24 protein-coding genes and 1 pseudogene are annotated in these 23715 nt (G+C 32.4%); 16 read left to right on the top strand and 9 right to left on the bottom strand.

Annotated elements, in window-relative coordinates; translation table 11 throughout:
* Positions 1-45: 45 nt before the first annotated feature.
* Positions 46-828 (top strand): GTPase, encoded by a 783-nt coding sequence (locus tag Q0929_RS01025; RefSeq protein WP_299237732.1) that lies wholly within the window; start codon positions 46-48, stop codon positions 826-828.
* 208 nt (positions 829-1036) lie between these two features.
* Here Q0929_RS01025 and Q0929_RS01020 read toward each other — a convergent pair whose 3' ends face one another.
* Complete coding sequence (locus tag Q0929_RS01020) at positions 1037-2017, bottom strand: SDR family NAD(P)-dependent oxidoreductase (RefSeq protein WP_299237731.1); 981 nt, start codon at positions 2015-2017, stop codon at positions 1037-1039.
* A 59-nt stretch (positions 2018-2076) separates the two neighbouring features.
* Here Q0929_RS01020 and Q0929_RS01015 point away from each other — a divergent pair, with 59 nt between their 5' ends.
* From Q0929_RS01015 to Q0929_RS00985, 7 genes are all read left to right on the top strand, one after another.
* On the top strand, positions 2077-3012 hold the full coding sequence (locus Q0929_RS01015; RefSeq protein ID WP_299237730.1) for a dihydroorotate dehydrogenase: 936 nt from the start codon (positions 2077-2079) through the stop codon (positions 3010-3012).
* Positions 3013-3016: 4 nt separating this feature from the next.
* Positions 3017-3337 carry an antibiotic biosynthesis monooxygenase gene (locus Q0929_RS01010; protein WP_299237729.1) on the top strand — a complete coding sequence of 107 codons (321 nt, stop codon included), beginning with the start codon at positions 3017-3019 and terminating at the stop codon, positions 3335-3337.
* 107 nt (positions 3338-3444) lie between these two features.
* Positions 3445-4209, top strand: a complete 765-nt coding sequence (locus Q0929_RS01005; RefSeq protein ID WP_299237728.1) for a c-type cytochrome — start codon at positions 3445-3447, stop codon at positions 4207-4209.
* 18 nt (positions 4210-4227) lie between these two features.
* Entirely contained in the window at positions 4228-5637 is a 1410-nt protein-coding gene (locus Q0929_RS01000) for a cbb3-type cytochrome c oxidase subunit I (protein WP_299237727.1), read from the top strand.
* Positions 5638-5651: 14 nt separating this feature from the next.
* Positions 5652-6326 carry a cbb3-type cytochrome c oxidase subunit II gene (locus tag Q0929_RS00995; protein WP_299237726.1) on the top strand — a complete coding sequence of 225 codons (675 nt, stop codon included), beginning with the start codon at positions 5652-5654 and terminating at the stop codon, positions 6324-6326.
* A 56-nt stretch (positions 6327-6382) separates the two neighbouring features.
* Positions 6383-6670, top strand: a complete 288-nt coding sequence (locus tag Q0929_RS00990; RefSeq protein ID WP_299237725.1) for a hypothetical protein — start codon at positions 6383-6385, stop codon at positions 6668-6670.
* Between the two features lie 3 nt (positions 6671-6673).
* Positions 6674-6898, top strand: coding sequence for a cytochrome C oxidase subunit III (locus tag Q0929_RS00985; protein WP_299237724.1), 225 nt, complete (start codon positions 6674-6676; stop codon positions 6896-6898).
* A gap of 349 nt (positions 6899-7247) precedes the next feature.
* On the opposite strand, the gene rpoD is transcribed toward Q0929_RS00985, so the two are convergent.
* The 4 genes from rpoD to speD all read right to left on the bottom strand — a co-directional run bounded on the left by rpoD (position 7248) and on the right by speD (position 11998).
* Positions 7248-9020, bottom strand: coding sequence for an RNA polymerase sigma factor RpoD (rpoD, locus tag Q0929_RS00980; RefSeq protein WP_299237723.1), 1773 nt, complete (start codon positions 9018-9020; stop codon positions 7248-7250).
* A gap of 22 nt (positions 9021-9042) precedes the next feature.
* On the bottom strand, positions 9043-10650 hold the full coding sequence (dnaG, locus tag Q0929_RS00975; RefSeq protein WP_299237722.1) for a DNA primase: 1608 nt from the start codon (positions 10648-10650) through the stop codon (positions 9043-9045).
* A 449-nt stretch (positions 10651-11099) separates the two neighbouring features.
* Positions 11100-11522, bottom strand: a complete 423-nt coding sequence (locus Q0929_RS00970) for a pyridoxamine 5'-phosphate oxidase family protein (RefSeq protein ID WP_299237721.1) — start codon at positions 11520-11522, stop codon at positions 11100-11102.
* Positions 11523-11596: 74 nt separating this feature from the next.
* Positions 11597-11998, bottom strand: a complete 402-nt coding sequence (gene speD / locus Q0929_RS00965; RefSeq protein WP_299237720.1) for an adenosylmethionine decarboxylase — start codon at positions 11996-11998, stop codon at positions 11597-11599.
* Between the two features lie 216 nt (positions 11999-12214).
* On the opposite strand from speD, the gene tig reads away from it, so the two are divergent.
* The 6 genes from tig (at position 12215) to Q0929_RS00935 (ending at position 17824) form a co-directional block, all read left to right on the top strand.
* The gene (tig, locus tag Q0929_RS00960; RefSeq protein WP_299237719.1) at positions 12215-13528 is read left to right on the top strand and encodes a trigger factor; all 1314 of its coding nucleotides are present in this window, start codon (positions 12215-12217) and stop codon (positions 13526-13528) included.
* Complete coding sequence (clpP, locus tag Q0929_RS00955) at positions 13521-14126, top strand: ATP-dependent Clp endopeptidase proteolytic subunit ClpP (RefSeq protein ID WP_299237718.1); 606 nt, start codon at positions 13521-13523, stop codon at positions 14124-14126. Before tig ends, clpP begins: the two co-directional genes overlap by 8 nt.
* A 5-nt stretch (positions 14127-14131) precedes the next feature.
* Entirely contained in the window at positions 14132-15358 is a 1227-nt protein-coding gene (gene clpX / locus Q0929_RS00950; RefSeq protein ID WP_299237717.1) for an ATP-dependent Clp protease ATP-binding subunit ClpX, read from the top strand.
* 2 nt (positions 15359-15360) lie between these two features.
* Entirely contained in the window at positions 15361-15954 is a 594-nt protein-coding gene (gene yihA / locus Q0929_RS00945) for a ribosome biogenesis GTP-binding protein YihA/YsxC (RefSeq protein WP_299237716.1), read from the top strand.
* A 309-nt stretch (positions 15955-16263) separates the two neighbouring features.
* A complete protein-coding gene (locus tag Q0929_RS00940) occupies positions 16264-17307 on the top strand; it encodes a PHP domain-containing protein (RefSeq protein WP_299237715.1) in 1044 nt (347 codons plus the stop codon).
* Positions 17297-17824: a phosphatase PAP2 family protein gene (locus tag Q0929_RS00935; protein WP_299237714.1), complete on the top strand. Its 528-nt coding sequence runs from the start codon at positions 17297-17299 to the stop codon at positions 17822-17824. The genes Q0929_RS00940 and Q0929_RS00935 overlap by 11 nt, the downstream gene beginning before the upstream one ends.
* A gap of 21 nt (positions 17825-17845) precedes the next feature.
* On the opposite strand, the pseudogene Q0929_RS00930 reads toward Q0929_RS00935, so the two are convergent.
* From Q0929_RS00930 to Q0929_RS00915, 4 genes and pseudogenes are all read right to left on the bottom strand, one after another.
* Positions 17846-18379, bottom strand: a pseudogene (locus Q0929_RS00930) (ammonia channel protein); the annotation flags it as partial.
* A 525-nt stretch (positions 18380-18904) separates the two neighbouring features.
* Entirely contained in the window at positions 18905-19540 is a 636-nt protein-coding gene (locus tag Q0929_RS00925) for a DeoR family transcriptional regulator (protein WP_299237713.1), read from the bottom strand.
* A 1-nt stretch (position 19541) separates the two neighbouring features.
* Positions 19542-20129, bottom strand: a complete 588-nt coding sequence (hisB, locus tag Q0929_RS00920; RefSeq protein WP_299225692.1) for an imidazoleglycerol-phosphate dehydratase HisB — start codon at positions 20127-20129, stop codon at positions 19542-19544.
* Positions 20126-20854 (bottom strand): ATP-binding protein, encoded by a 729-nt coding sequence (locus tag Q0929_RS00915; protein WP_299237712.1) that lies wholly within the window; start codon positions 20852-20854, stop codon positions 20126-20128. The genes hisB and Q0929_RS00915 overlap by 4 nt, the downstream gene beginning before the upstream one ends.
* A 222-nt stretch (positions 20855-21076) precedes the next feature.
* On the opposite strand from Q0929_RS00915, the gene Q0929_RS00910 reads away from it, so the two are divergent.
* Entirely contained in the window at positions 21077-21622 is a 546-nt protein-coding gene (locus tag Q0929_RS00910) for an acyltransferase (protein ID WP_299237711.1), read from the top strand.
* Positions 21606-23627: an acyltransferase family protein gene (locus Q0929_RS00905; protein ID WP_299237710.1), complete on the top strand. Its 2022-nt coding sequence runs from the start codon at positions 21606-21608 to the stop codon at positions 23625-23627. The genes Q0929_RS00910 and Q0929_RS00905 overlap by 17 nt, the downstream gene beginning before the upstream one ends.
* Positions 23628-23715: the final 88 nt, after the last annotated feature.

Below are 23715 nucleotides of genomic sequence, written 5' to 3'. Positions count from 1 at the left end.
TCAGAAAATTGTAAAATATTAACTATATTATACAAGAGGTAAAAGATGACAAACAAACCAAGAGAATGGCTTAGAGAAAAAAGTATAGCTAAAAAGGTTCTTACAGAATCTAATTTGATTTTAGAAGTGGTTGATGCAAGAATTCCTTTTGAAACAAGAAATAGTGTAATTGAGAGTTTAGCAAAAGAAAGAAATAAAAGTTTGATTGTGGTTTTAAACAAATCAGACCTTGTTCCAAAGGAGTTTATTAAAGAAGCTAAGGAAAAAATTGAAAAAGAGTTTCCTATAGTAATTTTTTCCGCACATAAAAATATTGGTGTTAAAGAACTGTTTGATAAAATTAAAGAGTTTGCCAACGAGAAAAAAATTGTAAAAATTGGTGTTTTGGGTTATCCAAATGTTGGAAAATCTTCTGTAATCAATACATTAAAAAGAAAAAAGGTAGCAACAACTTCACCAAAGCCAGGGATGACCGTTGGAGAAAAGCTTGTAAAACTTGACGAGAATATATTTTTGATAGATACTCCCGGCATAATAACCTTAGAGTTTCCTGAAGATTTAGCATTAAAAGGTTCATGGATTCCGGATAAATTAGAACAACCGGCAGATGTTGCTTTAAAATTGATAGAAAAAATATTGGCTAACAAAAAAGATGCACTTGAAGAGGCATATAAATTAAAATTACCAGATGAACCGATGGCAGCTTTTGAAGAAATAGGCAGAAAGTTAAATTACAAAATTTCCGGTGGCGAGATTGATTACGATAGAGTTGCTAAAAAGATTTTATGGGATTGGCTGAAAGGAAATATAAAAGCTTATTGGATGTAAAATGACAGGTAAAAATTTTTACTGAGGCTGCTTGCAAAAACCTAAATCGTCATTCTGGGCGAAGCGAAGAATCTTCTTCTCCTCCTTTATGTGTTCCCTATTTGTCATTCTAAAACTAAGTGAAGAATATCCTTTTTTAAAACATAGAATTGCAGGCAAAGTTCATCTCATTTTTAGCTCTAATAAAATTTTTGAAACGCACTTAGATTTACTCATTTCCAACTTCTACATCTTTAAGCCAATCCCTATTTTCTAAATACCAATCAACAGTCTTTTTAATACCCTCTTCAAAGCTTACCTTTGGCTCCCAGCCAAGAAGATTTTTAGCCTTTGTAATATCAGCCCAAGTTTCTTTTAAATCTGCTTTATGAAAAGGTCTATAATCAATAACAGCCTTTTTACCAAGGTATGCTTCAATGGTTTCAATAACCCTTTTTAAACTTATAGGATTTTTACCACCACCAAGATTTATAATCTCATAACCAAGCTCTTTAGTTGCTAAAATAGTGCCACTGGCAATATCATCAACGTATGTAAAATCTCTTGATTGAGAACCATCACCATATAAAATGATTGGTTTTCCTTCATCAATCCATTTTATAAATCTAAAAATACTCATATCAGGTCTACCGGCTGGACCATAAACTGTAAAATACCTTACAACTGATACATCAATTCCATAAAGATAGTGATAAGTGTAAGCCATCACTTCTGCAGCTTTTTTTGATGCAGCATACGGAGATATCGGTGTATTTACAGGCAGGTCTTCTTTGAATGGCATTGGCTGTCCGGCATACAATGAAGATGTAGAAGCAAGGACAAACTTTTTAACACCGTATTTTTTCATCAAATCAAGTAAATTCAATGTGCCATTTGCGTTTGTTGTCATATAAACATAAGGATTTATCATGCTGTATCTTACGCCAGCCCTTGCTGCTAAGTTAATCACTACATCAAATTTATAATCATTAAAAAGAATCTCTAAAGCTTGAAGATTTTCAATATCAACTGGATAAAATTTAAAATTCTCAAACTTTTCAAGGTCTTTTTTTCTGTATTCTTTTAATCTTACATCGTAGTAGTTGTTTAAATTGTCTACACCAATAACTTTATGCCCTTCTTTTAATAAAAATTCAGCAGTTTTCCAACCAATAAAACCTGCTGCACCTGTAAGCAATACTGTCTTCATTTGCTACTCCATATTTTTTAGTGTAAGATATTATTTTACCATCTAACTGAGGTTGGCTTATGGACAAATTAAAACATACACTTTTTGGCTTAGAATTTAAAAATCCTGTATGGACAGCTTCAGGAACTTTTAGCTATGGTCTTGAAGTCGCAAAAATATATGATTTATCATTACTTGGTGCTATAGTTGTTAAAGGATTATCATTAAAGCCAAGAAAAGGAAATATGCCAGAAAGAATTGTAGAAACGCCAGCCGGAATGTTAAACTCAATTGGTCTTCAAAATCCTGGAGTTGATTATTTTATAAATGAAACACTTCCTAAATTAAAAGAATACGATACTAAAATATTTGCTAATGTTTTTGGAGAAGATGAAGATGAATATCTTGCAGTAGCAGAAAGGCTTGATAGAGCAGATGGAGTTCATGGACTTGAGTTAAACGTATCATGTCCGAACGTAAAAAAAGGTGGAATCGCATTTGGAACAGACCCGGAGGTTTTATACAATCTTGTTTATAAAATGAAGAAAATTACAAAAAAGCCACTTCTTGTTAAATTAAGCCCAAACGTTAGCAACATTCTTGATACTGCCGATGCTTGCGTATCTGCAGGAGCTGATGGTTTGGTGCTTATAAATACACTTCTTGGTGTTGCTATAGATGTAGAAAGAGAAAAACCAATTTTGTCAACCATTACAGGAGGACTTTCTGGTCCTGCTATCCTTCCAATAGCTGTTAGGATGATATGGCAGGTTTATCAAAAATACGGTAGTAGAATACCTATTATCGGTGTAGGTGGAATATCAAACTACAAAGATGCACTGCAACATATATTGGCTGGAGCGTCTGCTATACAAGTAGGAACAGCAAATTTCTATGACCCTCTCTCGCCGTTAAAAATAATTGAAGATTTAAAAAATCATTTAGACAAAAAAGGTTATACACATTATACTCAATTAATAGGAAAAGCTCATCAAATGATAATAAAGGAGGTGTAAAAAGATGGTAGTTGTTTTAACAAAGTTTCCAATCAAAAAAGAGTTTAAAGAAGATTTTGAAAAAAGGTCTAAGGAAAGATTTGGAGAGCATGGAATTTCTCAAATGGAAGGATTCTTTGGTATGAAAATTTTATCCGGTAAAAGCTTTCCTTCAATGCCGGAAAACAACAATGTGTTAATTATTACATACTGGAAAGATATGGAGAGTTTTTTAAATTATACAAACAGTGAAGCTTTTAAGAAAGCTCATGAAAATCCGCCACCAAAAGAATGGTTTGCCGGACCACCCACCGTTGAGATTTATGAAGTAATAAAAGAAATATAAAAAGAATACGTTAATTTTATTTTATTTTAACTTTAAATTAAATGCTTGAAATTGCTTGATAAATATTTTATTATTGATTTAAATCATATTTTAGTAGGAGGTTAACAATGGGAGAAAACACAACTATCAGATGGTTGCTCTTCTTCTTCTTCCCAGCCCTGTTTGTCTATGGTTTATTGCATGTTTATTCATCTAAGCCAGCACAAGCTAAAAAGACAGCTGAGCTAACAGAAATGGAAGAAGCAGGAAGAAAGGTTTACAACAAGTTCTGTGTAGGATGTCACGGTGAGAACGGTGATGGAAACAGTATGGCAGCGCCTTTCTTTAAGGACAAGCCACCAAACTTCCACACTGGTGTATTTAGATGGAAATCTACTCCAGAAGGAACACTCCCAACAGATGAAGACTTGTTACACGTATTAGATTGGGGTATTCCTCAAACACCTATGCCTTCTTTCCATTTGGTACCAGAAGTTCAAAAAAGAGCAGTTATTGCTTACATCAAAACTTTCTCTGACAGATGGAAAAAAGAACAACCTGGAGAATCTGTTTACAGTCAAATCAAAAAAATTCCTGAATTCTTCGGAACAAAGGAATCTATTGAAAAAGGTAAAGAGTTATATGCTGCAAACTGTACACCTTGCCATGGTGAGAGCGGAAGAGGAGATGGTCCGTTAGCTTCAACTTTACCGGTTCCACCAACTAACTTAACTTATCCGGTTAGAGCAGCAGGTCCATCACCAAAAGACACGTTCAGGGTTTTAACTGTCGGTCTTGAAGGTTCTCCAATGCCAAAATTCGATCATTTATCAGAAGAAGACAGATGGCATCTTGTTTCTTACATTGCATATTTAATGAACCAAGGAAAATAATACAAGGAGGTGTAAACAATGGCTACCGCAACAGCAACAAACGAAGTACAATTAACCAACCTTGTTAACTATACCCTTGTTAAACTTCACGTTGCAATGGGTCTAATTTTCTTCATTATCGTTGGATTAATGGGATTTCTCTATTCTCTACAACTCGACGGTATCTATCCATTCCCAGGAATAGAGTTTTTGTCTCCTGGTAGAATAAGAATGATTCACACAGCAGGTGCTGCTTATGGATTCTTAGTAAACATGTTTACCGGTCTTCTTTACTGGGCGGTTCCAAGATTTACAGGTTATAAAGTTTTTGACGAGAAATATTTAGGTACATTTATGTTTGTTGGTCTTCAGGCGGCTGTATTAATTACAGTTGTTGCTATTCTTTTCTTAGGTCAAGCTGACAACGTTGAATGGGGTGAGACACCTTGGTGGATTGACCCTATAATTGTTGCTTGGTTATTGTTACATGCAATCCAATTTGGTACTCCAATTTTAAAAGCATCTCAAAAGGCTCCTCTCTACGTTACAGGATGGTACATTTCAGCAATGTTAGTTTGGACACCTCTTGTAGTATTCATGGGTAACTTTATACCAAGATTCTGGTCTGCAGGGTCTGGAGCTGGAGCAGTTCAATCAACATTTATTCACGACTTGGTTGGATTGTACGTTACACCTGTAGCGTGGGGATTAATGTATTACTTTGTGCCAGTTATTATGAAAAAACCAATGTGGTCTCATGGATTGTCATTACTTGGCTTCTGGGGGTTAGCATTCTTCTATCCATTGAACGGTGTTCATCACTTTATGTGGTCTCCAATTCCAATGTTTGCTCAGTATTCAGCAGTGTTTGCAACAGTTGCTATTGAGTTTGCAGTTACAACGGTTTTAATCAACTTCATGATGACATTAAGAGGTTCTGCTGAGGTATTAAAGTACAATGTGCCTTTAAGATACATGTATACTGGAGCAATTTTCTACTGGATTACATGCTTCCAATGTGCATTCCATGTTACATTAACATTCCAAAAAGTTATTCACTTTACAGACTGGGTAACAGGACACGCACATCTAATAATGTTTGGTACATTTGGAATGTGGGTTCTTGGAATGGCTGAGTATGTATGGCCAAGACTCTTTGGAAAAGAAACTATGTATTCTAAGGGAATGTCAGAAGGAGCATACTGGTTATTAACAATTGGTGTAATTGCAATGTTTGTTGACTTAACAGCTGCAGGATTAGTAGAAGGATTCGACTGGATTGGATTAAACCCATGGATTGACTCTGTTAACTTTGCAAAACCATTCTGGTACTTCAGATCTGTTGCTGGAATTATGATGTTAACAGGATTATTAATGTATGCTATGAACTTCTATAAAACTGCTACAGCTGGTAAAGGTCTTGAAGCTCAGCTAAAGCAAGCAGTATAAGGAGGGAATGAAAAATGGGTAAAATGGAACGTTTTCCTTTTGTGGTATTGGTAGCGGGATTAGGATTCTTTCTTTTTGCAGACTTTGTATCTTGGGCGTTGCCGATGTTTGTACTTAAAGACATTCCTATGAAGAAAGTTAGCGACCTTGCTGCAGAGGCAAAAGCAAAAAATACCTCTGCTTGGGCTGATTTTCAAAGATTGGCTCAGTACTATCCAGAACAATTTAAAAAATATTATGGTGAAGTAAATGAGGAATCGTTTGCGAAGGCTTTGAAAATTGGTCACCATTGGTATGTTGCTGAAGGTTGCTGGAACTGTCACTCTCAAATGGTAAGACCAGTTTCTAACGAGACATTAAGATTTGGTATTCCAGGAGTTTCTAACACTGTTTCTTATCCTTCTGAATATCAAAATGAATTACAAGCTCCTGTATTGTGGGGTACAAAAAGAATTGGCCCAGACTTAATCAGGGAGGCAGCAGTTCATAACGTAGACTGGCAAGTTGCACACCTCTATAATCCTGCTTCTACTTCACCAGGATCAAACATGCCAGGATATCCATGGTATTTTGAAAAGGATAAAAACGGAAATATAGTTCCTAATGATAGAGGAATTGGACTCTTAACCTACATAATGTGGCTTGGTTCTTGGGAAGTTAAGCCAACAAAAGAATGGGCTTTAAAATAACTAACGATTTGGAGGGTTTAACAGCCCTCCATTTTTAACAAATGTGAGGTGAAAAGATGAAGATAACCCAACGAACAGTTTCACTTATGATAATGTTTATTTTTCTGTTTGTAGTTGGGTCTATAATCGCAGTAAGAACCGTTGCTTATTTAGAAGCAGGCTTTGAATTAAAAGGATTCTTGGTTGAAGTTATATCTTATATTATTGCTTTAACTGGGTGGTTGATTCTATTTATTTATTCTTATCTGAAAGGTGACTTTAAAGACATAGAAGGTCCGAAATATGACCTTTTAGAAAGAGAGGAAAAAATCATTGAATCAGAAAAAAAAGCTGGGAGGTATTAAAACATGGCTGGACAATTGGAGAATACAAGAGCAATTGATAAAATTACTTATGTAACAGATGCTGTCCCAACATGGTGGATGATGTTCTGGATTGGATTTATTCTTTTCACAGTATCTTACATAGTTTTTGATTGGATACCTGATTTCTTAGGTTGGTTATCTGTAGTAGGACAAGGTACAGAAGCAGCTGATAAGTACATTTGGCTAAGAGAGATGATGAGAAATTAAAAAGATTTAAATCCAAATTCTAGTTTTTTTGTTAAGGGGCCACAAAGGCCCCTTTTTTATTTTTATCTCATATCTAATTTTATAAGTCCAGAAATTCCGGATGTAATTAAAGAGTTAAAAGAGACGGAACCAGTAACGTTAATTTTTTACAAACCGTCTCATATACATCTTATGCGAGAAATTCGATAAAAGAAAGTGGGAGATTCTTCACCAGCTACAAAATGACAGATTTAGATTATTTCTTGCCACTCTAAAGACCTTAGGCAGAAGAATCTCCTCTTTAAAATCTTATAAAAACTCCACTAATTTCCAAATTTCTCATTTTTCTTACTTTACTTTTCACCCGTCTTTATTCACCTTCAATAAATGGTTTTAAATATTTTGCTCTATGTGGATGTCTGAGTTTTCTTAATGCTTTTGCTTCTATTTGTCTAATTCTTTCTCTTGTTACCCCAAATCTTTTTCCAACTTGTTCTAACGTATGTTCTGTATCATCTTCTAAACCAAATCTATACCTTAAAACTTGCTCTTCCCTTTCTGATAAAGTTGATAAGACCTCATCTAACTGTAATCTTAGGGCTTGTTTTAACATGTGTTGCTCTGGAGAAAGAACAGATTTGTCTTCTATAAAGTCTCCAAGATGAGATTCTTCATCTGAACCGATTGGAGTCTCAAGAGATATTGGATCTTGAGATGTCCTAAGTATTTTTCTTACTTTATCAGCTGGCATTCCGGCTCTTTTGGCAATCTCTTCCGGAGTTGGTTCCCTACCAAGTTCTTGTACAAGCGTTCTTGATATTCTTAAAAGTTTATTGATAGTTTCTATCATGTGAACAGGAATTCTTATTGTTCTTGCTTGGTCTGCTATAGCTCTTGTTATTGCTTGCCTAATCCACCATGTAGCATAGGTTGAAAATTTAAATCCTTTCTTGTAATCATATTTATCAACAGCTTTCATAAGCCCTATATTTCCTTCTTGGATTAAGTCTAAGAATTGTAGCCCTCTGTTTGTGTATTTTTTGGCTATTGATACAACAAGTCTAAGATTTGCCTTCACCAATATTTGTTTTACATGATTGATTTCATTCCTGCCTGACTGGATTAAGTCTAAAACATGGTCAAATTCTGATGGGATTGTCCCGATTTTTTGTTTTATTTCTTCTATCTCGTCTCTTAATTTTAATGTTTCTGTTCTTAGAATTTCATACCTTCCATAAGAAAAGCCATGATCTTCAAGCTTTTTAAGAATCTCTGGATTTTTTTCATAATCTGGCGAAAGCATTAAATCTATATCAGGATGTATTTTAGAGATGATTTTTATTCTTTTTTCATAATCTTTTTCATTCTTCCTTAGTTTTGTATAAAGCTCTTTTAATTCATCTGCTATTTTATCTAATTTTGTGAATTTGATATTTAAGCTTTTGATAAATCTATTTAACTTTGCATGTTGCCATATAAACTCTTTTTTGTCCTCCAAGCTTCCTGTTTCTAAATATTTTTTTTCTTTCTCTAAAAGATCTCTGTATAGTTTAGCAAGTTCAAGACCTTTTTTGACAAACTCTGCTGTAATTTTATCGTAATTACCATTATTTTCTAAGCTAAACTCTTCAGATTCTGAAGCTTCTTCTTCATCCTCGACTTCTGGTTCATCTAAATTTAAGATATCATGAACCCTTGCTTTTCCATCTATTACTTTTGCCCATTCATCCAAAAGTCTTTCTGTTAAGAAAGATGTTCTTAAAAGCCCTCTAAATACTTTTTTTCTACCTCTTTCTATCTCCATTGAGTATTTGATCTCTTCATCTCTTTTTAAAAGTGGAATTTTACCCATTTCTCTAAGATAAAGCTTAACAGGATCATCGGCTTTATTCCAAACATCATCGTCGTTTAAGTCAATTCCTAAGTACTCTGAAATATCTTCATCCTCTGGTTTGATTTTTTCATCATCTCTAACGTCAATGTTTAACTCATTCAAATACTCAATAAGGCTTTCTATATTCTCATCAGATGAGAAGAACTCTTCATCAACATACCTGCTTATTTCTGCATAGGTTACATACCCTTTCTCTCTGGCAAGGTTAATAAGAGTTCTTACGTCATCCCTGTCGTGTAAGTTAATCATTTTTGCATCAACCTCCTAAAGTTTATTTATTGAGTATTGGTTCAAACATACGATGTTTTTTTTCATACTCTCTTACAAACTCGTTTAGAATGTGTTGAAAAGATGCATAAGATGGTTGTATTTTAGTGTCTTGGATTATGTCTGATATTAATAGCTCATATTCAGCGTCGTTCTTGATTAAATCTATAATATATTGTATTTTTTCTGGAAGAAAAGATATTTTATCAAAAATTTCATCTTTTAATACTTCTGGATTCTGGTAAATATACTTAATAAAAACTCTTTCTTTATAGGTTAATCTTAAATTTAACTTATCAGCTTCTTCTATCTCAGATTGATCTTCTCTTTCAGGCTGCTTTTTTATTTTATCAATATCTGACTCTATTACTGATGACGTTTTATCAAGCATTTGAGATAGATAGCTTACATAACTTGCCTTTAATCCAGGGTCTTTAACATTTGCTAAAATCTTTAAAATATAGCTATAGATCGCTCCATACCTCATCAGCTGTCGTTTATCTTCTAAGTTATTTATTTCTTTAAGTTTTCGTGTCAAAAAGAATATAATATCTTCGGCATTGTTTATAATTTCTTTTACAGCATTTAAACCTTTTTTTGATAGTTCATCCGGGTCTTTTGCTTCAGTATAATAAGCGTATCTAACAGTAATTCCTTCAGATAATAAAATTTTTGCTGCTCTTGTCGCTGCCTTTTTTCCAGCTTCATCAGAGTCAAACATAACAATAGCTTCATTTACATATTTTTTAAGAAGATTGGCATGCTCTTTTGTAAGAGCTGTTCCGAGCGTCGCAACAACATTCTTAATGCCAATTTGATATAAAGATATTAAATCTATATAGCCTTCGACAATTACAACTTGACTTTTTTCTTTTATGATTTGACTATTTTCAAAAAGTCCATATAAAACTTTACTTTTTTTATAAACTTGGGTTTCCGGTGAGTTTAGATACTTTGGATGTCTGTTTTCATCTATAGCCCTTCCGCCAAATCCTACAATATTGCCTTTATGGTCTTTGATAGGAAAAATTATTCTTCCGCTAAACTTATCATAAATTTTGTCATCATATGTAGATATCAAGCCTATTTTGTTTAAATCTTCAATAGATATATTATTTTCTTGGATAAATTTATTAAATCTTTCTGGGTTTTCTGGAGAGTATCCTATCTCAAAGTCTATAATCGTTTGAGGTAGTATCCCTCTTTTTCTTAAGTATTCTCTGGCTACTTGACTTTCTTTAAGCTGGTTTTTATAAAAATCTGTAATCTGCCTTGTGAGAGAGTATAAACCTTTTAAATGTTTTTCTTTATCACTACCTATGTACTTAACTGTTATTCCATACTTTTGGGCTATTTTTACGACTGCTTCAGAGAAGGATACTTTTTCATATTCCATTACAAATTTGATAGCATTTCCACTAATTCCACAGCCAAAGCATTTAAAAATATTTTTTGTTGGAGATACTGTAAAAGATGGAGTTCTTTCGCTATGGAAAGGACATAAAGCTACATAAACTGAACCTACTTTTTTCAAAGATAGATAATCTGATATTACATCGTAAACATTAGCAACTCTTTGGACTTCATCAATTGTTTCAGGAGATATAGCCAATAAAACTCACCTTTTAAAAAGTAATTTGCACAAGGTATTAATATATTGTTTAAAAAAAATTTTTCAATAGGCTCTTCCAATTTTTACAGAACGACAAAATTTCGTCTCTTTTTCATTAATATCTAAATTCAAATCAGGAAAGGTTAGTTTTTTAATTAGGGCAGCTTAAAGACTGCCCAAAAAGTTGATGATATATCGTTTTTTTACGTCAGGCGAGAAATTCATAAAAACAGGAGGTTCTTCGCCGCTGTAGAATGACAATACTTTACTCCTACCTTTTGTGATGACAATTCATGAATTGCCTTTACTTTCAATTCTCTGCCGTCCTGATGACTTTAGTCCGAAGGATCTCCTATATTTATGTTTTTAAGATCCTTAATTTCTTGCCAAAAGTATGCATCTTTTTTGTTGACTTTTCACAGCCAATAATAACTTTCTAATTATCTCACTTACTTTAAAGCGTTTAAAACTTTTTCATCAAGCTCTAAAGCCTTTTGTATGTTGCCGGTGTGTTCAAATGGAATAGTTCCTTTAACTGTTGCACCTGGGAACAAGTTGTCAACAACAGATTCAACATTTACTTCTACCACAGAAACAGGAAAAGAAATAGTTTCTATTTCATCTTTAACAATCTTAGCCGTACCGTAAATAGTTGCTGCTATAGATGGACCAAATACAGATATTGCCACATTTGGGTTTTCTTTAATATTGTTTATTGATGCAGAATTTTTACTTAAAGCTACTTTTATCGTTTTTTCATCTGTAGCTATTAGCCATGAAACGAATGCCAAATGTGGTTTATTATCTTTCACTGTTGCAAATACTGCCGGCGTAAAATCTTTGAGTAAATCTAATATGTCTTTGTTAAGCATAGTAATACCTCCGTATTTTAGTGATGTAATAAATTTACCGGCAGATTTTTAAAATAACAATGCTAAAAATCAGATTATACTTGTGCCAGCTGCATTTTTTCTATGTTTACACCTTCAGGGTTAACTGGAACTACACCTCTTTCAGCTATTCTCTCATCAATTCTCTTTGGTTTGAGAGTTTTAATGATGTATTCCATAGCTTTAAAAGTTTTTTCCTTGCCACCACAGGTGTAAACGTCTATTGCAGCATAACCATGCTCTGGCCAAGTATGAATAGAGATGTGGGATTCTTCTAAGAGTATGACTCCTGTTGCACCGTGAGGATTAAACTGATGGAAATGAGATGATAATTTACTTAAGTTTGCGTACTTAACTGCACCTTCAAGAAGAGCTTTTACATCTTCAACATGGTCAATTTTTTCAAAATCTACACCGTATAGGTCCGCTAAGATATGCAGTCCGAGGGTTTTTTCCATTTTCTTTCCTCCTTAATAATTTTTTTGAAGTACATTTTCGTCGGGCTATTACTGCCCATGATAAGAAACCTCCTTTACTCAGGATAAATTTGAAAATAATATTATAATTCAAATTTTAAAAATTTAAAATACTTTTGCACAAAAAATATGCAACTTAAAACTTCTTTAACTTTATGATATAATTTTTTCTTAAAAATCATTGAGAGGAGTGAATAGATGAACGTAGTAGTGGAAGCAAAAGAATTATTAAGAACTTTAACAATCGAGGATGAAGGACAGAAAGTAAAAGAATTGGCAGAAGAAGTAATCAAGGAAATATCTAAAGTAGCAGAAGTAAAAGGATTTAGAAAAGGTCATGTTCCAAAGGCTATAATAAAGGCAAAATATAAAGATGCTATAAAGGAAGAAGTGGCTAAAGCATACATCGATAAATATCTTCCCGAAATTCTTGAAAAAGAAAGTCTAAAACCAGTTACACCTGAAATATTATTCGGCGATGTAAAGCTTGAAAATGATGAAAAATTATCGATGAAAGTTAGCTTTGAGGTTGCTCCAGAGTTTGAACTGAAACCTTACGAAGACATAGAAGTTGAAGTTGTCAAACTTGAAGTTAAAGATGAAGATATAGAAAATGCTATCAAAAACATCTTAGAAAACAATGCTACATATGAAGATGCGGATAAAGAAATAGAAGATGGTGATAAAGTTAAGGTCAAGTATCACATAATTTCTGATAAAGGCGAAGAAGAAGAGGATGAATTTGAAACCATAATTGGTTCAGGCGCTTTGAGAAAAGAGGCTGAGGATGCTATAAAAGGAAAAAAAGTTGGTGATAAGGTAGAGCTTGAAAATGTACCTTTATATAATGAAAAAGGTGAAGAGATAGGTAAGGCAAAAATAAAGTTAGAAATTTTAGAAGTAAAAAGAAAAGTTGTTCCAGAATTCAATGATGAGTTTGTAAAATCTATGGGTCTTGGTGAAAACGTAGAAGAAGCTAAGAATAAAATTAGAGAAAATATAGAAAATCAATTAAAAGCGCTTAGAAAACAAGAAATTGAACAAAAGATTTTAGATAAATTAGCTCAAGAATATGATTTTCCAGTTCCAGCTTCTCTATTAAGGTTGGAAATCGAAAATTTAACTCAAAGATACATAGATCAGCTTAATAGTTATGGAATTGAACCAAACAAAGAAATTCTTGACGCAGCAAGTGGAAACTTGACTATAACAGCTATAAATAATGTCAGAGTCATGCTTATTCTTTCAAAAATCGCTGAAAAAGAGGGTATCGCTGTATCTGACGAAGAGTTAGATGCACAAATTTCTAAATTGGCACAGTCTTACAACGTTTCATTTGCTGATATGAGAGAGTATTTGATCCAAAAAGGCATGCTAGAAGGAATTAAATCAGATATTGCAAGACAAAAAGCACTTGACGTATTGGTAGAAAAGGCAAATATTAAAGAGATATCTGAAGAAGAGTTAGAAGCTAGAGAAAAACAAGAAAATAAAGAGGAGCAAAATGGATAAGATTTTAAATCAATTAATACCAATAGTTATAGAACAAACACCAAGAGGTGAAAGAGCATACGATATATACTCAAGATTATTAAAAGATAGAATAATTCTTCTTGGAACACCTATCGATGACCATGTTGCTAACTTGGTTGTTGCACAGCTTTTATTTTTAGAATCTGAGGATCCGGATAAGGATATTTATATGTACATTAACTCTCCCGGTGGTGTGGTTACTGCCGGACTTGCCATTTACGATACTATGAACTACATAAAACCAGATGTAGTTACAATCTGTATGGGACAAGCAGCATCCATGGCAGCTTTTTTGCTCTCTGCCGGAACCAAAGGAAAAAGATACTCTCTGCCAAATGCAAGAATAATGATTCATCAACCAATTGGTGGATTCCAAGGACAGGCTACAGATATAGAGATTCATGCAAGAGAAATTCTGAGACTTAAAAGAATATTGAATGAATATCTAGCAAAGCACACAGGACAGCCAATTGAAAAGATAGAAGCAGACACAGAAAGAGATTACTTTATGTCTGCTGAAGAAGCTAAGGAATATGGTCTTATAGATAAAGTTATTTATAAAAGAGGTGAAAAATAAGAAAAATGGCAAAAGAAAAAAAATGTTCTTTCTGTGGAAAACCAGAAAGTAAAGCAGATGTATTAGTAGAAGGTCCTAATGATATACTCATTTGTGATAGTTGTGTAGATAAACTTGCATCTATAGTTAGAGAAGAGCTTGAAAACAAAAAGTTTGAAAATTTATCAGAACTTCCAACGCCTGCAGAAATAAAAGCTAAACTTGATGAGTACGTTATAGGTCAAGAAAAGGCAAAAAAGATTCTATCTGTAGCGGTATACAATCATTACAAAAGAATATATCAAAAAGAGTTATTTAAAGATAAAGACGTTGAGATTGAGAAAAGTAATGTTTTACTTATTGGTCCAACAGGTTCTGGTAAGACTCTTTTAGCAAGAACTTTGGCAAGAATCTTAAACGTACCTTTTGCCATTGCAGATGCTACAAACATCACTGAGGCAGGATATGTTGGTGAAGACGTGGAAAGCATTCTTGCAAGATTGCTTCAAAATGCTGATTACGATGTAGAAGCAGCAGAAAAAGGAATTGTTTATATAGATGAAGTAGATAAAATAGCAAAAAAATCCGGAGATAATCCATCCATTACAAGAGATGTGTCTGGTGAAGGTGTTCAGCAAGCTTTATTGAAAATATTAGAAGGAACAATTGCAAACGTGCCACCACAAGGCGGAAGAAAACACCCGCACCAGGAGTTTATTCAAATTGATACAACAAACATTCTTTTTATTCTCGGCGGTGCTTTTGTTGGACTTGAAGATATAATCAAACAAAGAATTGGGAAGAAATCTATAGGTTTTGATGCAGACATAAAATCAAAATCAGAAGAGAAAGATTTATTATCCTTAGTCCAGCCAGAAGACCTTATAAAGTTTGGATTGATACCAGAATTTCTTGGTAGAATGCCAGTTATAGCAACCTTAGAAGAGCTTGACGAAGATGCACTTGTGAGAGTCTTAACGGAGCCAAAGAATGCTTTGGTGAAACAATATAAAAGCTTGCTTGCAATGGATGGAATAGAGTTAGAGTTTACAGAGGATGCTTTGAGGGAGATAGCAAGAGAAGCTATCAAAAGGAAAACAGGGGCAAGGGGTTTGAGAGCTATTATAGAGGACTTAATGCTGGATGTTATGTATGAAGCACCAAGTCAAAAGACACTTAAGAAAGTAATTATCGATAAAGATGTGGTTCTTAAACAAAAACCACCAATCTATGTTTACGAAAAAGCAAGCTAAGAATGGGTAGTTTAAAAAGTGTAAAGTTTGTAAAAAGTGCAGTTAAACCGGAAGACTTTCCGCCACCAAACAAGCCAGAGATAGCTATCGTTGGTAGGTCTAACGTGGGAAAGTCTTCTCTAATAAATGCGATCTTTAAAAGAAGTATCGCAAAGGTAAGTGCAACACCTGGGAAAACAAGACTTATTAACTTTTTTCTCTTAAATGATGATATTTACTTTGTAGACCTGCCGGGTTATGGATTTGCGGCTGTGTCACATAAAGAAAGGCTAAGTTGGAAAAAGATGATAGAAGATTATCTTTTAAATAGAGAAAATCTAAATTTGATCATAATGCTTGTAGATACAAGATATCCACCTACCAATCTTGATGTTTTGATGAAAGAATGGCTTGAATCTTTTGAAAAGCCTTACGTAGTTGTTGGCACAAAAATAGATAAGTTAAATCAAAGCGAAAGAGCAAAAGCTGAAAAAATTATAAGAGAGACTTTAGATTTAAGCAAGGAAGTTCCAGTTTATTTAGTTTCTGCAAAAGAGGGAACAAATATAGACAAGCTTACAAATGACATTTTATCAATGGTTAGGCTTGAGAGTTGATGGCTAAGAATGTTCTGGAATTTTTCAAGTGGTATCTATAAAAATGCCGAGCCTGCTTACAAAAATCCACATAATCATTAACCAACAAAGAGTTTCCGTCTTTTTAACTATACGTTGGACGAAAAATTGGGTAAAAGGCAGGAAGATTCTTCGTACGGTTGCAGAATGACAAATAGGGTTATCCTTCTTTTAATGTTTATCAGTCAATCTAACGGTCCTGCAATGATTTATATCTCTGATTTGCTAAAATATTAAAATCACTTTTTAGTAAGGGAGTTTTAAACGATAGAGTTTTTAATCATTCTTATTTTGCTTATTCTATACTTAGAATTTAGACCTTTTAAAGTATTAAAATTAGATAAAGCAGAAGAAGAGAGTATACCTTCTCATAATCTATATACATACAACGTTATAGTCCATGTTCATACGCAGTTTTCATTTGATTCACTCGGTAAGCCATCAGACATAAAAAAAGCTATGGAAATTAACAATATTGATTATGTTTTCATCACAGACCATGATAATCTTGATTATAAATATTTTGAAGATGATAAAGTATTTGCAGGTATAGAAAAAAACACACCGGATGGCAGATTACTGCTTCTTGGAAATCAGCTACCTGTAATATCTCACCCACATAACTTTGATTTTGACCATTACAGATGGAAGGGAAAGTTTAGAAAAGGCTATCTGTATGAATTTATTGACATAAAAGATATTATCGTATGGAACAAATTTTTTACAGGCATCTGTCTTATAAAAAACCTGTTGATTCTTCCAATTTCAAGAAATTTGATTCACAAATGGAACTGTCTTATTCCTATTGATAAATGGAGAGAGCTTTATTTTACAAGAGCAAAAGGATTAAACATTATTGGTGGTTTAGATTTACACGTAAAGGTTGTTTACCAAGAAAAAACCCACGGGGTATTAATTCCTTCTTACAAATCAGGCTTTAAATGGCTTATCAATAAAGTCTACTCAAAGGAACCTTTAAATTCAAAAGAAGATGTTTTAAAGTCTCTTTCAGATGGCAATCTTTATTTAAGCATAAATCAAAACTTTATTGATATATTTGCTATAGACAAGAAAGGTATTAAAATTCTCGGCGAAAGAGTTTGTAAAGATGGTAAAATTTATTTTTCCTTTGATAAAAGCAAGAGGGTTAAAATCTTATTTAAAGATGGTAAAAAAGTTTTCATAACAGATAAAAAACATTTTTCTTATAAACTTAAAGAAGAAGGCATTTATCATTTAGAAGTTTATGAGTATGATTTTAGAATTTTTAATCTTTACTTTGGATTTAGACCTGTTGTAATAACTAATTTTTTTGAGGTTGCTGGTGAGGAATGATTGGGAAGTTAGCATTAGATGGAATGTTAAATTATTTTATTTGATAAATTCAAGAAGAAATAGCTTTCTTGATAAGTTTTACAAGTATTTCTTTTACATGGGAAAATCTTACTCAATTCCTGTCTATATTTTGATCTTTTATATCTTTTTAAAGGATTTTAACTTTCTAAAACATTTGATGGCAAGTTTACTAATAACAGGAATAATTATGCCGGCTTTAAAGTATACATTTAGACATAAACGACCTTCAGCTTTACTTGAAAATGTAAACCTTCTTGAACCTGTATCTTTAAAGAGCTTTCCGTCTGCCGATAGTGGCTACGTTTTTACAATTTTTACTGTCTCTTTATTTTATGGAAATATCTATCTATCTTTAATTCTTTTGATTATAGCTTTAATAATTGGTTATGGAAGGGTCTATATGGGAGCACACTTTCCACTGGATGTATTAGTTGGTTATTTTTTTGGTTTCTTGGCAGGAATTCTTGGAAATTATTTAGTTAAATTTATACCTTAGATGAAAAATTAGGAAATGCCCGGCTGTATTAGTTATTAAAAGTGCAGATACCGCTATTTCATTAAAACCAAGCCAGCCAAACCATAACAAACCTGCTCCGGCAACCGTTAAAACTACAGAAGATGACAAGATTGCTTTTTTACCAAAATCATTTCTTTTGCCCAATAATAGTGCAAGTGCAAGACCTGATATTCCAGAAGCAGTTTCTACAACCGTTCCACCTGCAAAGTCTAACAATCCAAGCTTTGATAAAAATCCACCACCCCAAACCCAGTGAGCAACAGGTGAATATACGAAAGTTATCCAAAGAATTACAGATATTAACCAAGCCTCGAATTTCATTCTTTCAATAACTGCACCACTGACTAATGCTACTGCAATTGCAGCAAACGTTAAATGAAATGCTACAAATAATAAAGTTGGAATATTGCTCACTGACCATATATCATTTACAGAAATGCCATTTAAAAACGCATTTTCCAAGCTGCCTATTATTCCTCCAATATATTTTCCGAAAGCCAGTGAGTATCCCCATAGCACCCACACTACAGAGGAATCAAGCTTGTTGTTAAAATCAATATTTTTTCATCTTTAACCACCTCTTGAAAATTCTCAAATCAGTAGAATACGCAACTTTGATGTCAAAATTAAAAATATAAGTTTTTCAATATCTTAAATAATTATCAAATATTTTAAATTGAATAAAAATTCAGCAAATTTATAAAACTTTTGCACGTTTTTGTGCAAATCACACTTTACTTCTTACATTATCATATTTTAATAAGAGTGTCCCAAAATTTTTGTAAATTTACCTTTCCTTGTCATCCTAAGGGTGTAAGGCCGAAGGATTTCCTCCCTTTAAAATAGGGGAATCTTCACTTTGCTCAGAATGACAGTGTGGATTTTCGGAACAGTCTCATAGAAAAACACAAAAGAGTATCAAATCAGAGACTAGTTCTTAGATTTACGTTCTCAAGATAACAAATAGGTTAACATTAAATCAGAAAACATGTTTAGAACATTTCTACTCGTACTTATTCCGCTTCTGAATAAAACTTACAAATTCATTTGCATCTAGAACTATTCTTTACCCTTCTTATTTAAATCCTTTAACACAAAGCTAACGGGTTGCTGTGGTGAGCAACAACTTTTAATATTAATATTCATTCTGTTTATAATTTCATTGTAAGCTTCTATAAAGTTTAGAACCTTACCGCCAAAGCCTTTTGAAAATTTTTCTGCATCATCTTTATTTATAAATGGAATAACACTTGGACTGCAACATGGAACTGCAGAACTTCCTACTACATAATAAGCATCAAGGGCGTTAATAGGCTTTTCTGTGATGAAATCGTAAGTTAATGCTGATACATTCTTTTCTGCGTAATTCTGATGAAGCATCAATCCGCAGTGTTCACAGCAAGCTTCTACAATCTTACTTCCTTCAACTATTATTTTATAAGGATGAGACCTTGTAATAGGCTTTTCACAGATTGGACAGGATTTAATAGGGATAGTTTCTTTATTTTCAACTGTATTTAAAGTTACAGAACCATGCTTTCTCTTAACTTCTCCTTCTCTTTCAAGCTCTCTTATGTCACGGTAAATAGTCATCGCAGAAACGCCAAATATATGACTAAGCTCCTTAACTGTTACTTCCTTTTTTTCTCTAAGTATTCTTAATATCTCTGCCTTTCTTTCTTTATCTGTTAGCATCCTATATAGCTCCTTTTGTTGATGGAACTTCTAATCTTCTTGGGTCTAATGATACTGCTTCTTTTAATGCAATTGCAAAAGATTTTGTTAAACATTCAGCTATATGATGAAGATTATGACCTGCCAAAGCTTTTAAGTGCATGGTTATTCCAGCTGAAAGTGTAAAACCTTTAAAGAATTCTCCCATTAGTTCAAAATCAAAATTGGTTATCTTGCCTCTTAGTCCAAAATCATCATAAAAAAGTAATGGTCTGCCAGAAAGGTCAATGCTACACATTGCCAATGCTTCATCCATTGGAATTATACTATATCCAAATCTTTTTATGCCCCTTTTATCTCCAAGTGCTTCTTTTACAGCAAGACCTAAAACAATACCAACGTCTTCTACTAAGTGATGATGGCTAACATGAACATCTCCTGTTGCCATGATTTCAAGGTCTATCATGGAATGAAATGAAAAGCTTTCAAGCATATGAGATAAAAATCCAACTTGCGTATCTACTTTATGTTTACCTGTGCCATCTAAATTTATTGATAACTCTATCTGCGTTTCTTTTGTTTCTCTTTTGATTAAAGCTTTTCTGCTCATTTCTTACCACCTTTCCAAAATTCTTTAAACGGACTTTTTCTTTGGTCTTCTCCTTCAACCTTTATAGGAATACAAATCTCGTTTAATCTTGATGCTATACCTTTTCCAAATTTACTTTCAATACTATCTACGATTTCTATCTCATCTTCTTCATCTAAGGATATGTTAGATGTTATTATAACAGGAAGTTTATCATTATATCTACTGATAATTATATAATGCAAAATATCCTTCGCCCAGTCAGTAAGCCTTTCACTTGCCAAATCATCTAAAACCAAAATTGGAGCTTTTATCACACTATCTAAAAGATATCTTGTACTACTACTTCCTTCAAACGTAGATTTTAAATCGTATAATAGTATTCTTGTATCATAAAACAAACCTGTAATGCCTCTTTTAAAATAAAACTCTTTTAAAATACTAACTGCCAAATGTGTTTTTCCTACGCCATGCTTTCCATAGAAGAAAATTCCTTTTCCTTCTAAATAATCATCACTATAAATATATTCTTTAATCTTTGTTAAAATAACATGATGTGAAGGATGATTTGGGATGAAATTATCAAGGTTTGCATGGTAATATTTTTTTGGAATATTAAGAGCTTTATTTAATTTTTCTGTATTTTTAAAAAGCTGACATTCGCACCTAACAACTTCATTATCTTTAAAAATCCAGCCGATATCATTACATATCGGACATTTTATCTCTTCTTTAACTTTTTCCATGAAGACCTCGCTAAGATTTTAAAATAATAGAAAATTAAGTCAGAGATATTATATAATAAAGATATATAAGTTCAATATGACATTAAAACCATGTTATTAGAATTTTTAAAATGCGATCTGTCGGGCTAAAGCTTTCAAGGTAATGCATTTATATAAGTTTAGAAGTAAATGTGTTAAATTTCATGCTCAAAATACAGTAATGTTTAGAAACCGAGGGGCAAGGTGCTAAAAAAACTTATTTTTGGTGTTTTAGCAGTTATAAACATAGCTTTTGCAGAAGAAATAACCATTATTGGTGATAGTTTAACCGTTGGTGCCGAAAAGTATATTAGATACTATATTCCAAATGCTGTAATAGATGCAAAAGTAGGAAGGAAATTTCAAGAAGCAATGGATAGAATATTAGATTTAGAAAGCAAAGGATTGCTAAAGGATATAGTAGTGATAGCATTAGGGACAAACGGATATTTTTCAGTAGAAGATGGGTTAAAAGTTATAGATTATCTACAAAGTAGAAATAAAAAAGTAGTTTTTGTAAATACAAAAGTTCCTCGTTGGTGGGAATCAGATGTTAATAATACTTACGAAGAGCTAAAAAGATTAAGACCCAATATTATAATAATCGATTGGAAAACATTAAGCAACGTAATATGTTCAAGAGATGATATCCCAGAATGTTTTAGAAAAGACGGTTACCATCTAACAGACATGGGTAGTTATCTATTTTCATTGTTAATATACAAGTATACACATGAACACGCTAACTAAGATTGACGGTTTAGATGGTTTTAGAGGAATTTTAGTCCTTTCTGTAATTGTATTTCATGCTTTTTTAGTTTTTTCACCCGAGAATTTATCCAAGTTTAACGGTGGATTTTTAGCTGTAGAGTCTTTTTTTGTATTGTCAGGCTTTTTGATCACAAAGTCATTGATAGTAAAGAATAAAAAATTAAACAATTTCTCTGAAGTTTATTTAGACTTTTTAAAATCAAGATTTTTAAGATTATTTCCAGCTTTTATACTTCTTTCTATTATTGAAATATCTTTTATTCATCTATTTTTTCCAGAAAAACTAAAAAATCTCCTAAATGAATTACTTTTTGGCTCTTTAAATGTTTATAACTGGTGGCTAATAATAAGAGAAGTTCCATATTTTGAGAGATTTCAAGAAACTTTATTTAATCTTCATTTTTGGTCGTTATCAATAGAATGGCAGTATTATTTAATTTGGAGCGCTGTATTTTTAATTCTGCTTAGGTTTAGCAAGACAGTCGCATTAATATTTACAATTATGTTTGCTTCATTTTCAGTATTAGAAATGTACGTGTTTTATAAAATGTATGAAAACATAGATAGAGTCTATTTTGGAACAGATACTAGATTCTATTCTTTTATGATTGGCTCACTTTTAGCCTTAGCTGAAAATAAGATTGAAAAAAGAAATTGGATATTTTTAACTATAGGAATTATTTCTTTAATTCTTTTATTGGCATCCTTTTTATTACTTAACAATTACGAAAGTTATATGTATCCGTTTGGATTTTTAGTAGTTTCAATTATTTCAGCTTTGCTTATATTGTCGGTGTTAAAATCGGAATTTTTTGATAAATTACTATCTTTTTATCCACTTTCCTATATAGGTGTAAGAAGCTATTCATTATATCTTTGGCATTTTCCAATATTTTCTTTTTTAAGTTTGTTTTATGGGAAAAATATTCAAGAAGCTGTAATTTTAGGTTTTATTTTAAGCTTTTTAATCTCAAACATTAGTTATCTTCTTATTGAAGAACCTTTTAGAAGGTTAAATTTCCTGAGTTTGTATGATTTGAAAGTTGTTTTAAATCTCTCTATCAGCTCTGTTTTATTAGGTTTGGTTTTCGGTTATTTATCCTTTTCTACAGACACAAATCTTGCTAAAGAGAAAAATGTAGAAAAAGCTGCATTTTTGTCTATAAGTAATGATAAAGTTGTATCTGAAGAGATAAATGTCAGCAGTTTAGATAAAAAATCTCAAAAAGATAATACTAAGGAAAACGAAGAAAATCCTTTGGAAGAGATAAAAAATATTGAAGTTGGAAATTCAAATGGTGAAGTAATCTTAATAGGAGATTCTGTTTTACTTGGTGCATCAAAGTATGTTCAAGATTTTTTAAAAAATGCATACATAGATGCTAAAGTAGGAAGACAGTTTAAAGAAATTTATTCTTTATTAGAAAGCGGAAAGTTAGATAAGTATAACAAAATTGTCATTGCTCTTGGCAATAATGGTTATGTTAGTAAAAAAGATTTAGAGGATGTTATAGAAAGACTTAAAGATAAAGAAATATACTTAATTACTGTAAAAGTTCCAAGACCATGGCAAAATCAGGTTAACAATACATTTAAGGAAATTGCATCAGAATATAAGAATGTTAAAATCATAGATTGGTACGGTTATAGCAGAGGAAAAGAAGAGTTATTTGTAAATGACAAGGTCCATCTAAATAACAAAGGCGCTAAATACTTTGCAAGCTTAATTGCTAAAAATTTAGGAGTTGAATACAAGAACTATGAACCACAACAAGAGATAGACGACATGCAGAATTACTATAAAGTTGAAGCAAAAATCAGTAAAAAGGAATTTTTGGATTATGAAAAATCAAACATTTCTGAAAAGCGTTCGAATAAAGATAAAGAGATAAAAGGTGAAAATATGGAAAATGTTATTCTTAAAGAGCAAAACAATTCAAATGATGAAATTGAAAATATAATTCTATCTGCTCCAGGTCAATAAAAATAATTGAATAAAAAGCTGTCAAGTATTTGATGACAAAAAAGTAAACTTATAAAAACTTTATTCATTCTCGGTAGCAGTTTGGACT

This window comes from Sulfurihydrogenibium sp. (assembly GCF_028276765.1).
GTDB lineage: Bacteria > Aquificota > Aquificia > Aquificales > Hydrogenothermaceae > Sulfurihydrogenibium.
Note: the sequence above shows the minus strand (reverse complement) of the source record. Positions and strands in the feature narration are given on the sequence as shown.